Raw genomic sequence first — 18,156 nt, 5'->3', positions numbered from 1 at the left:
AGCCTGGCGACGCTGAACAGCGTGCAGAACTGCGTTCACCTGCACATCGGCGGCCGTAAGCTTTATCGCAGGCATAAAAAACCGGGCTTGCGCCCGGTAAAGATTCCACCACGAGGAATGGAGGCTCGCGATCGAAGCGGCGAACCGCTGTCGCGCCGAGCGCCTGCAACCCATGACCGGCGCAGGCAGGCTCGAATAAAAAGGGCGAGGGAAGCGGTGCTTCGCCCCACCCGGAAAACTTAGAGCAGCGGCAGGCTATAGCTGACGATCAGACGATTCTCGTCGGCGTCTGTCGCGTTGTTGCCACGCAGCGAAGCATTACGCCAGGAGAAGCCCAGACCTTTGAGCGAACCCTGCTGAACGGCGTAATCCAGACGGAAGTCGCGCTCCCACTCTTTGCGCTCGCCATCGGCGGCATCGATGTTGTCGCCTTTCAGGTAAGTGACGACAGCTTTCAGGCCAGGCACGCCAACGGTACCGAAGTCATAGCCATACTCGGCCAGCCAGGTGCGTTCGCCAGCACTGGCGAACTTGCCGATCTGACGGTCGGTGATCAGGTAGGAGCTGGAGCCGTCACCCTGGTTGAGGAACGGGAAAGCGCTGTCGCCGGAAACCTGCTGGTAACCCGCGCTCAGGGCATGGCCACTCAGGCTGTAGGTGAACAGGGCGCTCCAGGTCTGGTTGTCGACTTCGCCGCTCTTGGTGTCGCCAGCAGCCCAGTAGCCGCTGCTGCGGTAGCCTTCGTTACGGCCCGCCAGGTTGCCGTTCTTGCCATCGGAGCCGCTGTTGAAATAGCGCAGATCGGTTTTCAGATTACCGGCCGGCAGAGCCAGGTTATGGACCAGGCCCAGGAAGTGCTGCTTGTAGAAGTCTTCCAGGTTGCCGTAGTAGTACTGGGCGGTCAGGTCCTTGGTGATCTTGTAGTCGCCACCGGCGAAATAGAACTTGTTGGTATCGGCGATTGGCGTGCCGACAGCCGTACCATTCGGGCGAGCGGCGCCACCGATGCGCAGACCGATGTCATCGGTAGAAGAGCGGGTCTTGGTGTGCTCCAGTTGACCAGCAGTCAGGGTCAGGCCATCGATCTCATTGGAGATGACCTGGCCACCGTTGAACAGCTGTGGCAGCAGACGGCCGTCGTTGAAGGTCACGACCGGCAGCTTCGGCTGCAGGGTGCCGACGCGCAGCTCGGTTTTCGAGAGGCGGAACTTGGCGGTAGCGCCAGCCTTGCTGTAATCGTTGACGGCACTGCCATCGGTTTCCAGCGGGAACAGCTGGCCCGGGGTGCGATCACGACCGGCTTTGGTGTTCTTGCCGCCGGAATCCAGACGCAGGCCATACAGGCCGATCACGTCGACGCCGACACCAACGGTGCCCTGGGTGAAGCCGGACTGGTAGTTGAAAATGAAACCCTGCCCCCACTCATTCGCTTCGCCCGTGTTGTCGGCGGTGTTCTTGGTGTTCAGGTCGTAATAGAAATTGCGCAGGTCGAGTTTGGCGGTGCTGTCTTCGACGAAGCCGGCAGCGCTGGCCTGTTGCGCCAGCGTGGCGAAGGTGACGGCCAGGGCCAGGGTGGATTTTTTCATGGATTTGATGCTCCGGGGCATGGATCGCGAGCCGGCTCGGCCAGACTCGATAAGCGCTAGTTATTGGCAGGTGCAAGGCTAAGCCAAGGCGAATAAAACAAAAAAGAATCAATAATTACTAATAAATTACTTTTTTGAATATACGGCCCGACCTGACAAGGTTCTCTGTCAGCAGTCCGCTCTGTTCGACGCGCGGCTCAAGCGCGGGTCACGTGGCGGAAGCAGAATGTTTGCAAAAAGTTTCGAAAGTTCCGGCATGGGCCTCAGAACAACTCGAGCTGGCCGCCGATCAGTGCGCTGAAGTCATCGTCCACGAACGGCAGGATGGCATCGGCCACCGGCTGCAGCTGCTTGCTCAGGTAGTGGCCGTAGTCGATGGGCGCGCGGCGTAGCTCGAGGGGTTCAGGGCCCGCCACGCTCATCACGTAACTGATCCAGCCGCCGCTCTGGTATTGGCGAGGGCGTCCCTGCTCATCATTGTGGGCATCGGCCAGGCGTGCCGCCCGCACGTGTGGCGGCACGTTACGCTGATAGTCATCGAGCCTGCGGCGCAGTCGCTTGCGGTACACCAGTCGTTCGTCGAACTCGCCGTCCAGAGTGCTCTGCACGTAGTCACGCACGTAATCCTGATAGGGCTGGCGCTTGAAGATGCGCAGGTACAGCTCCTGCTGGAACTGCCGGGCCAGCGGCGACCAGTCGCTGCGCACCGTTTCCAGCCCCTTGAAGACCATCTCCTCGCGGCCATCGGCCTGGCGAATCAGCCCGGCGTAGCGCTTCTTGCTGCCCTCCTCCATACCGCGAATGGTCGGCATCAGAAAACGGCTGAAGTGGGTTTCGAACTGCAGCTCCAGAGCACTCTGCAAGCCGAACTCGGTTTGCAGGTGCTCGCGCCACCAGGCGTTGACCCGCTGCACCAGGCCGCGGCCGATACGCTCGGCGTCGTCCTCGCGGTGGGCGCTGCGCAGCCAGACGAAGGTGGAGTCGGTATCGCCATAAATCACCGCATGCCCTTCGGCCTCGATCAGCTCGCGGGTACGGCGCATCACCTCATGGCCACGCAAGGTGATCGAGGACGCCAGGCGCGTATCGAAGAAGCGGCAACCACTGGAGCCGAGCACGCCGTAGAAGGCGTTCATGATGATTTTCAGCGCCTGCGACAAAGGCGCGTTGCCTGCCCGTTTGGCGGCTTCCCGGCCCTGCCACACGCGTTCGACGATGGCCGGCAGGCAGTGCCGAGTGCGCGAAAAGCGCGCACCGCGGAAGCCCGCAACCGAGTGGGCATCGTCGGGTTGACGCAGCCCCTCGACCAGCCCCACCGGGTCGATCAGAAAGGTGCGGATCAGCGACGGATACAGGCTCTTGTAATCCAGCACCAGCACCGACTCGTAAAGCCCAGGCCGCGAATCCATGACGAAGCCGCCCGGGCTGGCTTCGGGCGGACGCTCGCCCTGGTTGGGCGCCACGAAGCCCTGTCGATGCATCAGCGGCATGTACAGGTGGCTGAAGGCGGCGACCGAACCGCCGCTGCGATCCACCGGCAGGCCGGTGACCGTAGCTCGCTCGAGCAGGAAGGTGAGCAGCTCGGTCTTGGCGAAGATGCGCGTCACCAGCTCGCAGTCCTTGAGGTTGTAGCGGGCCAGAGCCGGCTTGTCCTCGGCGAACATGCGGTTGATTTCGTCCATGCGCTGGTAGGGGTTGTCGATCGCCTTGCCCTCGCCAAGCAACTGCTGGGCGACGCTTTCCAGGCTGAAGGACTGGAAGCTCCAGGTGGCCGAGCGCAGCGCTTCGATGCCATCGATGATCAGACGGCCCGGTGCACTGGCGAAGAAATGCTGCTTGGAACCATGCTCGCGCCAGTTCAACGCTTCGCCACCACGGCCAAGGCGTAGCGGCACTTGCAGACGCTGCGCGTGCTCGTGCAGCACACGCAGGTCGAACTGCACCACGTTCCAACCGATGATGGCGTCCGGATCGAAACGCTCCAGCCAACCATTGAGCGCCTCCAGCAACTCGGCGCGGCTATCCAGATAAGCGAGATCGAAGTCGACGTCGGCGTCACCGTTCGGCGGCCCGAGCATGTACACCTGGCGTTGACCGCAGCCCTCCAGAGCGATCGAATACAGCTCGCCGCGGGCGGTGGTTTCGATATCCAGAGAAACCAGTTTGAGCTGCGGGCGATAGTCCGGCGCCGGCTTCAACTGCGCGTCTATCAGCACCCCCTCCTGTGTCGGCGTACCGCCGAACAGTACAGGCGCGGTAATGAAGCGCTCCATCAGGTAACGCTCGGGCGGACGGATATCGGCCTCGTAGACATCCACACCGGCCTGCCGCAGGGCCTGCTCGAGCTGAATCAACGGGCGCTGCTGGCGGCAGTACAGGCCAAGTACCGGCCGCTGACGGAAGTCGCGCAGCTGCAGCGGGCGCAGCTCGACATCCGCCTCCTTGCCCAACAAGGCCTCGGCGCGCGCGCGCTGCTCGACAGGAATGAAGGCCACCGACGTTTGCGGCGGCAGGCGGACGAGACGCGGGCCGCTGTCGGTCGACAGCCAGAATTCCACCTGGGTACCGGCTGGCGTATCGCGCCAGTGCCGGGTCAGGACGAAGCCCTGCTGTAGATCCACCCTGCCACCTCGAATGCTGTTCAGGGTGCGATGTTATCGCGCATCGTCACGGCCTGCGCGCAATGCGGTTAAATAGGCGTCCACGTACTGCGCAGGCCCGCCATGCCCATCGACCCCGATCAGTTGCAACAGATCACCAGCCGCACGCTGGCTCATTACCAGGCCAATGCCGAAGGCTTTCGCGAGGGCACCCGCGACCATGACGTCAGCCAGAATATCGACGCGCTGCTGCGCCATATCGACGCGGCCGCCCCCCTGAGCATTCTCGACTTCGGCTGTGGTCCCGGCCGTGACCTGCGCACCTTCGCAAGGCTCGGCCATCGCCCGGTAGGTCTCGACGGCTGCCCGCAGTTCGTCGCCATGGCCCGCGCAGACAGTGGCTGCGAGGTCTGGCACCAATACTTTCTCGCCCTGAATCTGCCGGCAGAACGCTTCGACGGCATATTCGCCAACGCCGTGCTGTTCCATATCCCCAGCCAGGAACTGCCTCGGGTGCTCAGGGAACTTCGTGCCAGCCTGAAGCCGGGCGGCGTGCTGTTCAGCTCCAACCCAAGAGGCGACAACCAGGAAGGCTGGAGCGGCGAGCGCTATGGTGCCTGGCATGACCTGGACAGCTGGCGCCAACTGCTCACCGCCGCCGGCTTCGACGAGCTGGAACATTACTACCGCCCAGCTGGCCTGCCACGCGAGCAACAACCCTGGCTGGCCAGTGTATGGCGTCGCTGCGATGCCTGACTCGGTGACGGCTATAAGGCGATAGCGGACCTTCGATTTGGTGGGCTGAAGCCCACCCTACAGCCGCGCATCTAACCGTAGGGTGGGCTTCAGCCCACCAATTGGCGCCCGACTACGAACGGCGGCTATCGCCATTTCACAGTCTAAATCTCCACCTGCGTGCCCAGCTCGATCACCCGGTTCACCGGCAGCCGGAAGAAGCCCAGAGAGCTACCGGCGTTCTTCTGCAGCACGGCGAACAGCCGCTCGCGCCACATGGCCATGCCGATACGCTCGGAAGGAATCACCGTTTCCCGGCTGAGGAAGTAGGTGGTGCGCATCGGCGGGCAATCGAGTCCCTTTTCGCTCAGTTGCGCCAGCGCCTGAGGAATGTCCGGTGCTTCGAGGAAGCCGAAGCGCAGGCGCACGCGATAGAACCCCTGGTCATAGGCATCGAGTTCGAAGCGCTCCGCCAATGGCACCCGCGGACGATCCTCGTAAAGTACGGTGAGCAGCATCACCCGCTCGTGCAGGACCTGGTTGTGCAGCAGGTTGTGCAACAGCGCATGGGGCACCACGTCCACCCGGCTGGTCAGGAACACCGCAGTACCGGCGACCCGATGGGGCGGTTGCAGGGCAATGCTGGCGATGAAGTCGCGCAGCACCAGCGCATGTTCGTCGAGGCGTTCGAGCACCAGTTGGCGACCGCGTTTCCAGGTAGTCATCAGGCCGAACAGCAGGATGCCGACGATCATTGGAACTGCACCGCCACCGGCGATCTTCGGCACGTTGGCGGCGAAGAAGATGCCGTCGACCAGCAGGAACACCGCCAACAGCGGCACGGCCAGGACTTTCGGCCAGCGCCACAACAGCAGGATCACCGCCGACACCAGCAGCGTGGTGCACAGCATGGTGCCTGTCACGGCCACACCATAGGCGCCGGCCAGGCCACTGGACGACTGGAAGCCGAGCACCAGCAGTACCACACCGATCAGCAAGCAACTGTTGATCAGGGGAATGTAGATCTGCCCCTGTTCGGCACTGGAGGTGTGCAGGATCTGCATGCGCGGCACGTAGCCGAGCTGGATCGCCTGGCGAGTCACCGAGAAGGCGCCGGTGATCACCGCCTGGGAGGCGATGATGGTGGCCAGGGTCGACAGGCCGATCAGGGGAATCAGCGCCCAGGACGGCGCCAGCAGATAAAAGGGGTTACGCACCGCCTCGGGATCGCTGAGCAGCACTGCGCCCTGGCCGAAATAGTTGAGAATCAGACCGGGAAAGGCCAGAAACAGCCAGGCGTGCACGATGGGACGGCGACCGAAGTGGCCCATGTCGGCATACAGCGCCTCAGCCCCGGTGATGGTCAGCACCACCGCGCCCATTACCGTCACCCCAAGCAACGGATTGGCGATGAAGAAGTGCAGCGCCCAATAGGGATTCAGCGCCAGCAACACTTGCGGCTGCTGCACGATGCCATGTACGCCCAGCGCACCCAGCACCACGAACCAGACCACCATCACCGGCCCGAACAGATAACCGATGCGCGCCGTACCATGGCGCTGCAACAGAAACAGCGGCACCAGGATCAGCAGCGCCACCGGCACCACCCAGTGATCGATGCCGTCGACCACCAGACCGACACCCTCCACGGCGGAGAGCACCGAAACCGCCGGAGTGAGCATGCTGTCACCATAGAACAGTGCGGCGCCGAACAGGCCGAGCATGATCAGTACCGAACGCAGACGTGGATGGCCGGCAGCGGCGCGCTGGGCCAGGGCGGTGAGGGCCATGATGCCCCCCTCGCCGCCATTGTCGGCGCGCAGGATGAACATCACGTACTTGACGGTGACCACCAGGGTCAGCGACCAGAAGATCAGCGACAGGATACCGAGCACGCTGGCCTGGGACAGATCGACGCCGTAATGCGGCGAAAAGATTTCCTTGAGGCTGTACAGCGGGCTGGTGCCGATATCGCCATAAACGATACCGACCGCGCCGATCAGCAACGCAATGGGAGAGGTGCGGGTAGTGGTGGTGCTCACGTTGGATTTCTCTGGGAACTGCAGATGCTTCAGATATACCTCTGAACCCGGCTGCCAACAGCGTCTTCAGGCGAACTTTTACGGCATTTTTACGCCCACTCGCGGTTCTTTACGCCAACCTTGCAGCGGGCCATGATCATCACTGCCCTGGACCGGAAATCGCCATGCCTACCGCTGTACCTCCTACCCTGCGTTATCCACAGGGGCCTCTACTGGCCTGCCTGAGCGGCCAGGCGAACGAAGACGCCCTGCTCGGCCATGTCGCCGAATTGGCGCGACAACGTGGCAGACCCTGGATCGCCGTGGCGGTGGGCGGCAGTGCTCGGCATGAGCGGCTGCACACACCGGAACGTCTTTGCGAAAAACTGGGCGGCAGTTACGTGCAACTGCAGGGCAATGATTGCGCTGCCCTGCTCATCGACTTCGCCCATGCCAGACAGGCAGCGGGCCTGTGGTGCGCCGGCACAGGGCGGCGCTCACTGAGCGGCTCGCTATTACGCAAGGGGGACGGTTTCGAGATCGGCGTCCTGAACCTGCCAGGCAGGCTCACCGAACGCAAGGTGCTGCAGCCCACGGCGCCGTTCAGCGAATACCTGCTGGCCATCGCTGCGGCGGTGGTCGGCGCACTGCTGGCTCTGGGCGTTTCGCGCTGGCTCGACCTGCCGAACATTTCCCTGATATTTCTCGCCGCCGTGCTGCTGGTGGCCGTGCGCAGCAGCACCGGCCCGGCACTGCTGTGCGCGTTGCTGTCGTTCGGCGCCTACGGCTTCTACTTCCTGCCACCGGCCTGGTCGGTGATGATCCACCGCGAGCAGGACATCCTCACCCTGGTGTTCTTCATGCTGATGGCCCTGCTCACCGGCAACCTCGCCGCCCGCCAGCGGCGACAGTACCGGGACCTGCAGCAGGCTCAGACGCAGACCCAGCAATTGCTGCTGTTCGCCGAGCGCCTGAGCAACGCCCGTGATCACACTGATCTGCTGCAGGCCATGGCCCGCCAGTTGGATATCCCCGCTGCGCAACTGTGTCTGCTGGGCCTGGATGAAAATGGTCGCTGGCAAACGCTGGATGGCAGCCCTACCGACCTCAGCGAGCTGGAGCGGATCAGTGCCGAACATGCCTGGCGCAACGCGCAACCACGCGGCTACGACAGCCACAGCCTGGCGCGCCCGCACTGGTGGTGGTGGCCATTGCTGGAAATCGATCGACCGCTGGCGCTGCTTGGCGTGCGCACCGGGCAGGGCGACGCGCCGCCCATCGACCAGCGGCGCCTGATCAGCGCCCTGCTGCCACTGCTGAGCAACGCGCTGGCCCGGGTGAAGATCGCTGAAGCCCTCGCCCATTCGCGCCTGCATCACGAAACCGAGCGGCTGCGCAGTGCCCTGCTGGCCTCGGTATCCCATGACCTGCGCACGCCGTTGACCGCCATGCGCGGCAATATCGAAACCCTGCAACTGTTCGCCGACAGCCTCGACGCAGGTGTTCGCGACGAGTTGCTGCAGGACACCGGCACCGAAGCCGCGCGACTGGATCGCTATATCCAGAACCTGCTGGACATGACCCGCCTCGGCCATGGAGGCCTGCGCCTGGAACGCGACTGGGTGAGTGCCGACGATCTGATCGCCGCCGCCCTGCAACGCTTGCAGCCGGTGCTGCAGCCCCTGCAGGTCAGCCACGATGTGCCGGCCGATACGCCACTGCTGTGGATCCAGGGCGCGTTGATCGAGCAGGCGCTGATCAACGTGCTGGAAAACGCTGCCCGCTTCTCCCCACCCGGCGGCGAAATCGGCATTCGCGTCCGTAACGACGGCGACTGGCTGAACATTGCCGTGAGCGACCAGGGCCCCGGCATTCCCGCGGACGAGCAGGCACGCATCTTCGACATGTTCTACACCGCCGCACGGGGAGACCGTGGCGGCGGAGGCACCGGCCTGGGCCTGGCGATCTGCCAGGGCATGCTCAATGCCCACGGCGGCAAGGTGAGCGTCGCCTCGGTCGTCGGCCAGGGCAGCACACTGACCCTGCAACTGCCCCTGGCGGCGCCCCCTGACGATGAACCCGGCGAAAACGAGGCCATTTCCCATGAGTGAAGCGACCATTCTGCTGGTCGACGACGAGGCAGCCATCCGCAAGTTTCTGCGCATCGGCCTGCAGGCCCAGAACTATCGGGTAATCGAAGCCGACGGCGGCGAAGTGGCCCTGCGACTGGCGGCACTGGAGCAACCGGATCTGGTGGTGCTCGACCTCGGCCTGCCGGATCTGGACGGCCAGCAGGTACTGACGCGACTGCGTGAATGGTCGAGCGTGCCGGTGCTGGTGCTTTCGGTGCGTGCCGGTGAAAAGGACAAGGTAATGGCGCTCGACCAGGGTGCCAACGACTACGTCAGCAAACCCTTCGGCGTGCAGGAATTCCTCGCCCGCGTACGCGCCCTGCTACGCAATCGACCATCGGCCGAAAGGCCTGCGGCAGCACTGGTCAACGGGCCACTGCGGGTCGACTTCGCCTTTCGCCGGGTCACCCTGGACGATCAGGATGTCGGCCTGACGCGCAAGGAATACGCCGTGCTGGAGACGCTCGCCCGGCACCCTGGCATGGTCGTCACCCAACAGCAGCTGCTGCGCGACATCTGGGGACCCAGCCATGTCGAGCACAGCCATTACCTGCGCATCGTCATCGCTCACCTGCGGCAGAAACTGGGCGACGACCCGGCCGCACCGCGGCTGATCATCACCGAAGCCGGGGTCGGCTATCGGCTGGTGGATAGGGATAGCTGAGCGGCCAGCCTGCGCGAGCCTCTGATAGACTGCTGCCACAGCCCCTACCGGAGAACACGATGCCCAAGGTCGGAATGCAGCCGATCCGCCGCTCGCAGTTGATTGCGGCGACCCTCGAAGCCGTCGACCAGGTTGGCATGAGCGATGCCAGCATCGCCTATATCGCACGCCTCGCCGGCGTGTCGAACGGCATCATCAGCCACTACTTCCAGGACAAGAACGGCTTGCTGGAAGCGACCATGCGCCACCTGATGCAGGCGCTCAGCGAGGCCGTCCATGCCCGCTACCGGCTGCTGCGCGAAGACACCCCGCAGGCGCGCCTGCGCGCGATCATCGACGGCAACTTCGACGAGACGCAGGTCAGCGGCCCGGCGATGAAGACCTGGCTGGCATTCTGGGCCAGCAGCATGCACCACCCCTCCCTGCGTCGCCTGCAGCGAGTCAACGACCAGCGCCTGTACTCCAACCTGTGCGGCCAGTTCCGCCGTGTGCTGCCGCAACCGCAAGCCCGTGCTGCCGCCCGTGGCATGGCGGCGCTGATCGACGGTCTGTGGCTGCGCGGTGCATTGTCCGGGGAACGCTTCGATACCCGCCAGGCGGCGCAGATCGCCTACGACTACCTCGACCTGCAACTGGCCAAGGCCGACACCAACCCCAGCTGATCGCCCGCAAGCGGTAGCCGCCGATCATCCACCAGTTGCCGCGCACAGGCACCCTCCTGGTAGGAGCTGGCTTGCCAGCGAAGCGGTTGCAGCCGCAACCCATGCGTCGATCTTGCCACTGCTATCGCCGGCAAGCCGGCTCCTACGACGGCCCTCAATACTGGGCTGCATCTTCAGCCTGCGTGTCAGAGATGCAGCGAATGATTCCTCCTGAAAAGGCGCCGACTCGTCGTATTCGGCTGGTTTCTCGTCGCCCGCAGGATTTTTATTGATTGATCGATCAATAAAAATAAAGTAGGCTGTTTTTTAACCAAATCGGCTGACATGTCTTTTCATCTCGATCACGCCGATCCATCCGCCAGGCCGCGAACGGTGCCTGGCCCGATCAGGAGACGCCCCATGGCTCGATTCGCAGACCAGAAGCTCTATATAGGCGGCCAGTACGTCGACTCAAGCAGCGGCGCCACCTTGCAAAGCATCAACCCAGCCAACGGCGAGGTGCTGGCCAACATCCAGCGCGCCAGCCAGGACGATGTCGAACGTGCCGTGGTCAGTGCCGAGCAGGGCCAGAAAGTCTGGGCCGCGATGACCGCCATGCAGCGCTCACGCATCCTGCGTCGTGCCGTGGATATTCTCCGTGAGCGCAATGACGAGCTGGCCGAGCTGGAAACCCTCGACACTGGCAAGCCGCTGAGCGAAACCCGCTACGTCGATATCGTCACCGGCGCCGATGTACTCGAGTATTACGCTGGCCTGATCCCGGCCATCGAGGGCGAACAGATCCCGCTGCGCGACACCAGCTTCGTCTATACCCGCCGCGAGCCGCTGGGTGTGGTCGCCGGTATCGGTGCCTGGAACTACCCGATCCAGATCGCCCTGTGGAAATCCGCTCCAGCCCTCGCCGCTGGCAACGCGATGATCTTCAAGCCCAGCGAAGTCACCTCGCTGACCACCCTCAAACTGGCCGAAATCTACAGCGAGGCTGGCCTGCCCGATGGCGTGTTCAACGTGCTGACCGGTAGCGGCAGTGAAGTGGGCCAGTGGCTCACCGAGCATCCGCGGATCGAGAAGATTTCCTTCACCGGCGGCACGGTCACCGGCAAGAAGGTCATGGCCAGTGCCTCCAGCTCATCGCTCAAGGAAGTGACTATGGAGCTGGGCGGCAAGTCGCCGCTGATCATTTTCGAAGACGCCGATCTGGACCGCGCCGCCGACATCGCGCTGATGGCCAACTTCTACAGCTCCGGTCAGGTGTGCACCAACGGCACGCGGGTCTTCGTGCCACGCGCGCTGCAGGCTCGTTTCGAGAGCAAGGTGCTGGAGCGGGTCAAGCGCATCCGCCTGGGCAGCCCACAGGATGACAACACCAACTTCGGCCCGCTGGTCAGCTTCGCCCACATGGAGCGCGTGCTCGGCTACATCGAGTCGGGTCGCCAGCAAGGCGCTCGCCTGCTGATCGGCGGTGAGCGGGTGACCACGGGTGAATATGCCAATGGCGCCTACGTGGCACCGACCGTGTTCACCGATTGCCGTGACGACATGACCATCGTGCGCGAGGAAATCTTCGGCCCGGTGATGAGCATCCTCATCTACGACAGCGAAGAGGAAGTCATCCGCCGCGCCAACGACACCGACTACGGCCTGGCCGCCGGCATCGTCACCCGCGACCTGAATCGTGCGCACCGGGTTATCCACAAGCTGGAAGCAGGCATCTGCTGGATCAATACCTGGGGCGAATCCGCTGCCGAAATGCCGGTGGGCGGCTACAAGCAATCCGGCGTCGGCCGCGAGAACGGCCTGACCACGCTGGCTCATTACACCCGAATCAAATCCGTGCAGGTCGAACTGGGCGATTACGCCTCGGTGTTCTGACTGCGTTTGCCAGGCGGCGCCAACCGGCGTCCCGGCAGCGCTGCAAACCTGTTGCATGAGCCGGACACGGGCCTGCGATCCGCTTGGCCCAAGGCTCAGCCACCTACCAGGAGGCCACCATGTCCCAAGAATTCGATTACATCATCATCGGCGCCGGCTCCGCCGGTAACGTGCTGGCGACCCGCCTGACCGAAGACGCCAGCGTCAGCGTGCTGCTGCTGGAAGCCGGCGGCCCGGATTATCGCCTCGACTTCCGTACCCAGATGCCTGCCGCCCTGGCCTTTCCGTTGCAGGGCCGCCGCTACAACTGGGCTTACGAGACCGACCCGGAACCGTACATGGACAACCGCCGTATGGAGTGCGGACGCGGCAAGGGCCTGGGCGGTTCGTCGCTGATCAACGGCATGTGCTATATCCGCGGCAACGCCATGGACTTCGACAACTGGGCCAAGCAGCCCGGCCTCGAAGACTGGAGCTACCTGGATTGCCTGCCGTATTTCCGCAAGGCGGAAACCCGCGACATCGGTGCCAACGATTATCACGGTGACAGCGGCCCCGTCAGCGTGACCACGCCCAAGGCCGACAACAACCCGTTGTTCCACGCCATGGTCGAGGCCGGCGTGCAGGCGGGCTACCCGCGTACCGAGGACCTCAACGGTTACCAGCAGGAAGGCTTCGGCCCGATGGATCGCACCGTGACCCCGGAAGGCCGCCGCGCCAGCACGGCACGTGGCTATCTGGATCAGGCCCGCGAGCGCGCCAACCTGACCATCGCCACCCACGCGACCACCGACCGCATCCTGTTCGACGGCAAGCGCGCCAACGGCGTTGCCTACCTGCAGGGCAACGGCAATACGCCGATCATCGCCACGGCACGCCGCGAAGTGCTGTTGTGCGCAGGTGCCATTGCCTCGCCACAGATTCTGCAGCGCTCCGGCGTTGGCCCTGGCGAGCTGCTGCGCAGCCTGGACATCGACGTGGTGCACGAGCTACCCGGCGTGGGCGCCAATCTGCAGGATCACCTGGAAGTGTACGTGCAGTACGCCTGCACCCAGCCGGTGTCGTTGTACCCGGCCCTGAAGATGCTCAACCAGCCCGGGATCGGCGCAAAATGGCTGCTGGCCGGCGACGGTATCGGCGCCAGCAATCAGTTCGAGGCTGGTGGTTTCATTCGCTCGCGCGAAGAGTTCGAGTGGCCGAACCTGCAGTACCACTTCCTGCCGGTGGCGATCAATTACAACGGCAGCAATGCGGTGAAAGAGCACGGTTTCCAGGCCCACGTGGGCTCGATGCGCTCGCCAAGTCGCGGCCGCGTGCAGGTCAAGTCGAAGGACCCGCGCCAGCACCCGAGCATCCTGTTCAATTACATGTCCCATGAGCAGGACTGGCAGGAGTTCCGCGACGGCATTCGCCTGACCCGGGAGATCATCAACCAACCCGCTCTCGATCCGTACCGCGGCCGTGAACTGAGCCCCGGTGCTCATGTACAGAGCGATGCCGAGCTGGATGCCTTCATCCGCGAACACGCAGAGACGGCATTCCATCCATCCTGCTCGTGCAAGATGGGCGAGGACGCCATGGCGGTAGTCGATGGCCAGGGCCGCGTGCATGGTGTACAGGGCCTGCGCGTGGTGGACGCGTCGATCATGCCGGAGATCATCACCGGCAACCTCAATGCCACCACCATCATGATCGCCGAGAAGATCGCCGACCGCATTCGTGGCAATGAGGCACTGCCGCGCAGCACCGCGCCCTATTACACCGCCAATGGCAAACCGGTACGCGGCACCCCGCAGCGCGCGGTCGAAGCGATGCGAACGGCCAGTTAGTTCGGCAGTTCCTGAGTCGTCATCCGATAGCGCTCCGGCGGTGCCAGGCGCTCGAGATCGAAGCGCTTGAGGGCACGGGCATCGAGTATCTCGACCTGCGGACTGATGATGGCGGGTAGCACTTCGCCCTGCAGACCGCGTACCGCGAGATCCAGGGCGATACGTGCCTGAATCACTGGAGAGTCGGTCGGGGCGGCCAGTATGTCGCCTTCGCGCACCTGCTGCAGCACGCGATCCGTGGCGTAGAGCGACAACACCCGAGTGGGCGAACGGGCGCTGTTCACCAGTTCGGTGGCGAACAGTGCCGCCTCGGCGTTGCCGATCACGTAGTCGAGCGCAGGCTCGTTCTTGAACAGCTCGCGCGCCAGCTGCGCCTGACGACTGCGATCCAGCGGGCCATAACCGCCGTGCACCAACGTGATGGCGGTTCCCTGCAAAGCGGCGTGCAAGCCACGCTCGGCGTCCTTTATCCAGCCGGCATCGGCAGGCCCCGGCAACCAGCCGACACGAATTGGCCGACCTTCACTGAGCGTGGTCAGATAATTCACGGTAGCGCTGGCCATATCGGCGAAGTCGACACGAGAACGTGAGCTCAGCGTTTCACAGCCAAGGCCATTGATGAGGTCGATCACCGGGCGCCCGGCGCTTTGCTGAACCGCGATGCGTGAACACAGGTCGGAAGGATTGATGCCAGCGATCAAGAAGCCATCGGCGCCTTTACTGACACAATGGTCGAACTGCCTGACCTGAACCTCGGGATGGTCGTAGCCGCCGGCCTCGTAGATGCCAAGCCGTACGCCCAGACGCTGAGCTTCCTGCTGCAACCCCCAGGCTACGCCCCACCAGTAACGATCCTTGGCATTCGGGATCAGCACGCAAATACGCCAGGGCTCACTGGCTGCATTCGTCGGCTGATAGACATGCAACTGACCATCGACAAGAACAGGCTGAGAAAACCACGCCGCCGCCGAAAGGCTCGACCAGAGCATAGCGAGCAACAACAGACAGCGCATATGAACCCTCCCTAGTATCTGTTGGCCTTTCAGCGCGAGCCGTGCGTGAAGCGTCAACAGACCCTAGTACACTGACCACGGTTCATCCTAGCACCCATGCCTGGATGACCGGCATGGATAGAGTATGACACCCCGTAGTGAGACCACCATGACCTTGCTCGACGCCCGCACTGCCCGCCTGCTGCCCTGGATCGTCGCCATCGCGTTCTTCATGCAGACGCTGGACGGCACCATCCTCAACACCGCTCTGCCGAGCATGGCCGCCGATCTCTCCGAAGACCCGCTGCGCATGCAGTCGGTGGTCATCGCCTACATGCTCACGGTGGCACTGCTGATCCCCGCCTCCGGCTGGCTGGCGGATCGCTTCGGCACCCGGCACATATTCTTTGGCGCCATCCTGTTGTTCAGCCTCGGCTCGCTGCTGTGCGCCGTCTCGCAGTCGCTGAACATGCTGGTGATCGCACGCATCATCCAGGGTCTCGGCGGCGCGCTGATGATGCCGGTAGGTCGTCTGGTGGTGCTGCGCGCCTATCCGCGTACCGAGCTGGTACGGATCATGAGTTTCATCACCCTGCCCGGCCTGCTCGGGCCGCTGATCGGCCCCACCCTGGGCGGCTGGCTGGTGGAGTACACCAGCTGGCACTGGATCTTCCTGCTCAACCTGCCGGTCGGCGCCATCGGCTGCTGGGCCGCCTTCCGCTTCATGCCGGACTTGCGCGGCCCCGAACGCACGCGGTTCGATCTGATCGGCTTCCTGCTCTTCGGCGCCGCCATGCTGTTGATCACCATGGCGCTCGAAGGCCTCGGCGAACTGCACTTGCCCCATGTCCGGGTGATGCTGCTGTTGCTCGGTGGCCTGGCGTGTCTGGCCGCGTACTGGCTGCGCGCCGGGCGCACGCCCAATGCGCTGTTCCCGCCCAGCCTGTTCCACACCCGCAGTTTCGCGGTGGGCATTCTCGGCAATATCTTCGCCCGCCTGGGCAGCGGCGCCCTGCCGTTCCTCACGCCACTGCTGCTGCAATTGGGCATGGGTTACTCACCGGCCCAGGCGGGCATGAGCATGATTCCCCTGGCCCTGGCCGCCATGGCCATGAAGCCGCTGGCCAAGCCATTGATCGACCGCCTCGGCTACCGCCGCATCCTGACCAGCAACACCGTGCTGCTAGGCCTGCTGATCGCCAGCATGGCCCTGGTCGACGGGCAGACCTCCCACGTGCAACTGGCCATTCAGCTGACGCTGATCGGCGCCATCAACTCCTTGCAGTTCACCGCCATGAACACCGTGACCCTGATCGACCTGCGCGATAGCGAGGCCAGCAGCGGCAACGGCCTGCTGTCCGTGGTGGTGCAACTGTCGATGAGCATGGGGATCGCCGCCGCCGCGGCACTGCTTGGCGGTTTCAACCTGGACAATCAGGGTGCTGCAGATGGCGTACTGGGCGCCTTCCAGGCCACTTACCTGTGCGTCGGCCTGCTGTCGATACTGGCGGCAGGCATCTTCCTGCAGCTGTCGCCGGAAGACGGGCGCAGCGCACGACGCGTGGAGGTGGACGTCGACGAGTAACGCAGCGATCGCCACGGAACCGGGCACGGCGCCTGCTACACTAGGCGCCTCTAAACGCTCTCCCTAGGCCCTGTACCGTGACCGCCACCGCTTTCTCCTCGCTTGCCCTGTCGCCCGCCATGCTGGCGAACCTCGAGTCCCTCGGTTACGCGCAGATGACGCCTATCCAGGCCCAGAGCCTGCCGGTCATGCTCAAGGGCATGGACCTGATCGCCCAGGCCAAGACCGGCAGTGGCAAGACCGCCGCCTTTGGCATCGGCCTGCTGGCCCCCCTCAACCCGCGCTACTTCGGCTGCCAGGCGCTGGTGCTGTGCCCGACTCGCGAGCTGGCCGATCAGGTCGCCAAGGAACTGCGCCGCCTGGCCCGGGGCGAAGACAACATCAAGATCCTCACCCTGTGCGGTGGCGTGCCCTTCGGCCCGCAAATCGGCTCTCTGGAGCATGGCGCGCAGATCATCGTCGGCACCCCCGGCCGGGTGCAGCAGCACCTGGCCAAAGGCACGCTGAAACTCGACGGCCTCAATACCCTGGTGCTCGACGAAGCCGATCGCATGCTCGACATGGGCTTCTACGACAGCATCGCCGAGATCATCGGGCAGACCCCGGAGCGCCGCCAGACGCTGCTGTTCTCGGCCACCTACCCGGCCGGCATCAAACAGTTGTCCGCGACCTTCATGCGCAACCCGCAGCAGGTCAAGGTCGAAGCGCTGCATGACGACAGCCAGATCGAACAGCGTTTCTATGAGATCACGCCTGAGGAGCGCCTGGACGCCGTGGTCAAGCTGCTCAACAGCTACCGCCCGACATCCTGCGTGGCCTTCTGCTTCACCAAGCAACAATGCCAGGAAGTCGTCGACCACCTCACCGCCAAGGGCATCTCGGCCGCCGCCCTGCACGGAGACCTCGAACAACGCGACCGCGATCAGGTATTGGCGACCTTTGCCAACCGCAGCCTGTCCGTTCTGGTCGCCACCGATGTGGCGGCGCGTGGCCTGGACATCGACGCACTGGACATGGTGATCAACGTCGAACTGGCGCGCGACTCGGAAATTCACATTCACCGTGTTGGCCGCACCGGTCGTGCAGGCGAGAAAGGCCTGGCCATGAGCCTGGTTGCCCCGGCCGAAGGTCATCGTGCCCAAGCCATCGAAAACCTGCAAAAGTCGCCACTCAACTGGCACCCGCTGAGCAGCTTGAAACACCAAGGGGGCGCGCCGCTGCAGCCGCTCATGATGACGCTGTGCATCGGTGCTGGGCGCAAAGACAAACTGCGCCCCGGCGATATTCTCGGTGCACTCACGGGCGAGGGCGGCATCCCTGGCGCGCAGGTCGGCAAGATCGCCATTTTCGACTTCCAGGCCTATGTAGCCGTCGAGCGCAGCCTGGCCGTGCAAGCACTCAAGTGCCTCAGCGAAGGCAAGATCAAAGGCCGCTCATTACGCGTGCGCACGTTGTAAACTCAAGGAAATTGCAGATCC

12 protein-coding genes are annotated in these 18,156 nt (G+C 63.8%); 8 read left to right on the top strand and 4 right to left on the bottom strand.

Annotated features, from left to right (window positions below):
- Positions 1-239: 239 nt before the first annotated feature.
- Together ACT9T4_RS09290 and ACT9T4_RS09285 are read right to left on the bottom strand one after the other, a co-directional pair.
- Positions 240-1,586 (bottom strand): OprD family porin, encoded by a 1,347-nt coding sequence (locus ACT9T4_RS09290; protein ID WP_499116619.1) that lies wholly within the window; start codon positions 1,584-1,586, stop codon positions 240-242.
- Positions 1,587-1,849: 263 nt separating this feature from the next.
- Positions 1,850-4,207 carry a DNA polymerase II gene (locus ACT9T4_RS09285; RefSeq protein WP_499116616.1) on the bottom strand — a complete coding sequence of 786 codons (2,358 nt, stop codon included), beginning with the start codon at positions 4,205-4,207 and terminating at the stop codon, positions 1,850-1,852.
- Positions 4,208-4,309: 102 nt separating this feature from the next.
- Between ACT9T4_RS09285 and ACT9T4_RS09280 the strand changes: the two genes are divergently transcribed.
- The gene (locus ACT9T4_RS09280) at positions 4,310-4,942 is read left to right on the top strand and encodes a class I SAM-dependent methyltransferase (RefSeq protein ID WP_499116614.1); all 633 of its coding nucleotides are present in this window, start codon (positions 4,310-4,312) and stop codon (positions 4,940-4,942) included.
- Between the two features lie 143 nt (positions 4,943-5,085).
- On the opposite strand, the gene ACT9T4_RS09275 is transcribed toward ACT9T4_RS09280, so the two are convergent.
- Positions 5,086-6,963 (bottom strand): potassium transporter Kup, encoded by a 1,878-nt coding sequence (locus tag ACT9T4_RS09275; RefSeq protein WP_156152719.1) that lies wholly within the window; start codon positions 6,961-6,963, stop codon positions 5,086-5,088.
- Positions 6,964-7,127: 164 nt separating this feature from the next.
- Between ACT9T4_RS09275 and ACT9T4_RS09270 the strand changes: the two genes are divergently transcribed.
- The 5 genes from ACT9T4_RS09270 (at position 7,128) to betA (ending at position 14,101) form a co-directional block, all read left to right on the top strand.
- Positions 7,128-9,053 (top strand): ATP-binding protein, encoded by a 1,926-nt coding sequence (locus ACT9T4_RS09270; RefSeq protein WP_499116612.1) that lies wholly within the window; start codon positions 7,128-7,130, stop codon positions 9,051-9,053.
- Positions 9,046-9,738 carry a response regulator gene (locus ACT9T4_RS09265; protein ID WP_042554433.1) on the top strand — a complete coding sequence of 231 codons (693 nt, stop codon included), beginning with the start codon at positions 9,046-9,048 and terminating at the stop codon, positions 9,736-9,738. Before ACT9T4_RS09270 ends, ACT9T4_RS09265 begins: the two co-directional genes overlap by 8 nt.
- Before the next feature lie 59 nt (positions 9,739-9,797).
- The gene (gene betI / locus ACT9T4_RS09260) at positions 9,798-10,400 is read left to right on the top strand and encodes a transcriptional regulator BetI (protein ID WP_042554432.1); all 603 of its coding nucleotides are present in this window, start codon (positions 9,798-9,800) and stop codon (positions 10,398-10,400) included.
- A gap of 399 nt (positions 10,401-10,799) precedes the next feature.
- Entirely contained in the window at positions 10,800-12,272 is a 1,473-nt protein-coding gene (gene betB, locus ACT9T4_RS09255; protein ID WP_042554431.1) for a betaine-aldehyde dehydrogenase, read from the top strand.
- Positions 12,273-12,391: 119 nt separating this feature from the next.
- Positions 12,392-14,101, top strand: a complete 1,710-nt coding sequence (betA, locus tag ACT9T4_RS09250; RefSeq protein WP_042554430.1) for a choline dehydrogenase — start codon at positions 12,392-12,394, stop codon at positions 14,099-14,101.
- Here the strand turns inward: betA and torT are convergent.
- Complete coding sequence (torT, locus tag ACT9T4_RS09245; protein WP_042554429.1) at positions 14,098-15,114, bottom strand: TMAO reductase system periplasmic protein TorT; 1,017 nt, start codon at positions 15,112-15,114, stop codon at positions 14,098-14,100. The genes betA and torT overlap by 4 nt on opposite strands.
- A 148-nt stretch (positions 15,115-15,262) precedes the next feature.
- Here torT and mdtD point away from each other — a divergent pair, with 148 nt between their 5' ends.
- Positions 15,263-16,678, top strand: a complete 1,416-nt coding sequence (gene mdtD / locus ACT9T4_RS09240) for a multidrug transporter subunit MdtD (protein ID WP_042554428.1) — start codon at positions 15,263-15,265, stop codon at positions 16,676-16,678.
- A gap of 77 nt (positions 16,679-16,755) precedes the next feature.
- On the top strand, positions 16,756-18,135 hold the full coding sequence (gene dbpA, locus ACT9T4_RS09235) for an ATP-dependent RNA helicase DbpA (RefSeq protein ID WP_082045807.1): 1,380 nt from the start codon (positions 16,756-16,758) through the stop codon (positions 18,133-18,135).
- Positions 18,136-18,156 lie beyond the last annotated feature (21 nt).

Source organism: Pseudomonas sp. SZ40 (genome assembly GCF_052958135.1).
Note: the sequence above shows the minus strand (reverse complement) of the source record. Positions and strands in the feature narration are given on the sequence as shown.

Bases quoted from the DNA above. Each gene is read 5' to 3' on its own strand.
- betI (WP_042554432.1), top strand. From the start codon at position 9,798: ATGCCCAAGGTCGGAATGCAGCCGATCCGCCGCTCGCAGTTGATTGCG.
- torT (WP_042554429.1), bottom strand. From the start codon at position 15,114: ATGCGCTGTCTGTTGTTGCTCGCTATGCTCTGGTCGAGCCTTTCGGCG.
- ACT9T4_RS09270 (WP_499116612.1), top strand. From the start codon at position 7,128: ATGCCTACCGCTGTACCTCCTACCCTGCGTTATCCACAGGGGCCTCTA.
- betA (WP_042554430.1), top strand. From the start codon at position 12,392: ATGTCCCAAGAATTCGATTACATCATCATCGGCGCCGGCTCCGCCGGT.
- ACT9T4_RS09280 (WP_499116614.1), top strand. From the start codon at position 4,310: ATGCCCATCGACCCCGATCAGTTGCAACAGATCACCAGCCGCACGCTG.
- mdtD (WP_042554428.1), top strand. From the start codon at position 15,263: ATGACCTTGCTCGACGCCCGCACTGCCCGCCTGCTGCCCTGGATCGTC.
- betB (WP_042554431.1), top strand. From the start codon at position 10,800: ATGGCTCGATTCGCAGACCAGAAGCTCTATATAGGCGGCCAGTACGTC.
- ACT9T4_RS09265 (WP_042554433.1), top strand. From the start codon at position 9,046: ATGAGTGAAGCGACCATTCTGCTGGTCGACGACGAGGCAGCCATCCGC.
- ACT9T4_RS09290 (WP_499116619.1), bottom strand. From the start codon at position 1,586: ATGAAAAAATCCACCCTGGCCCTGGCCGTCACCTTCGCCACGCTGGCG.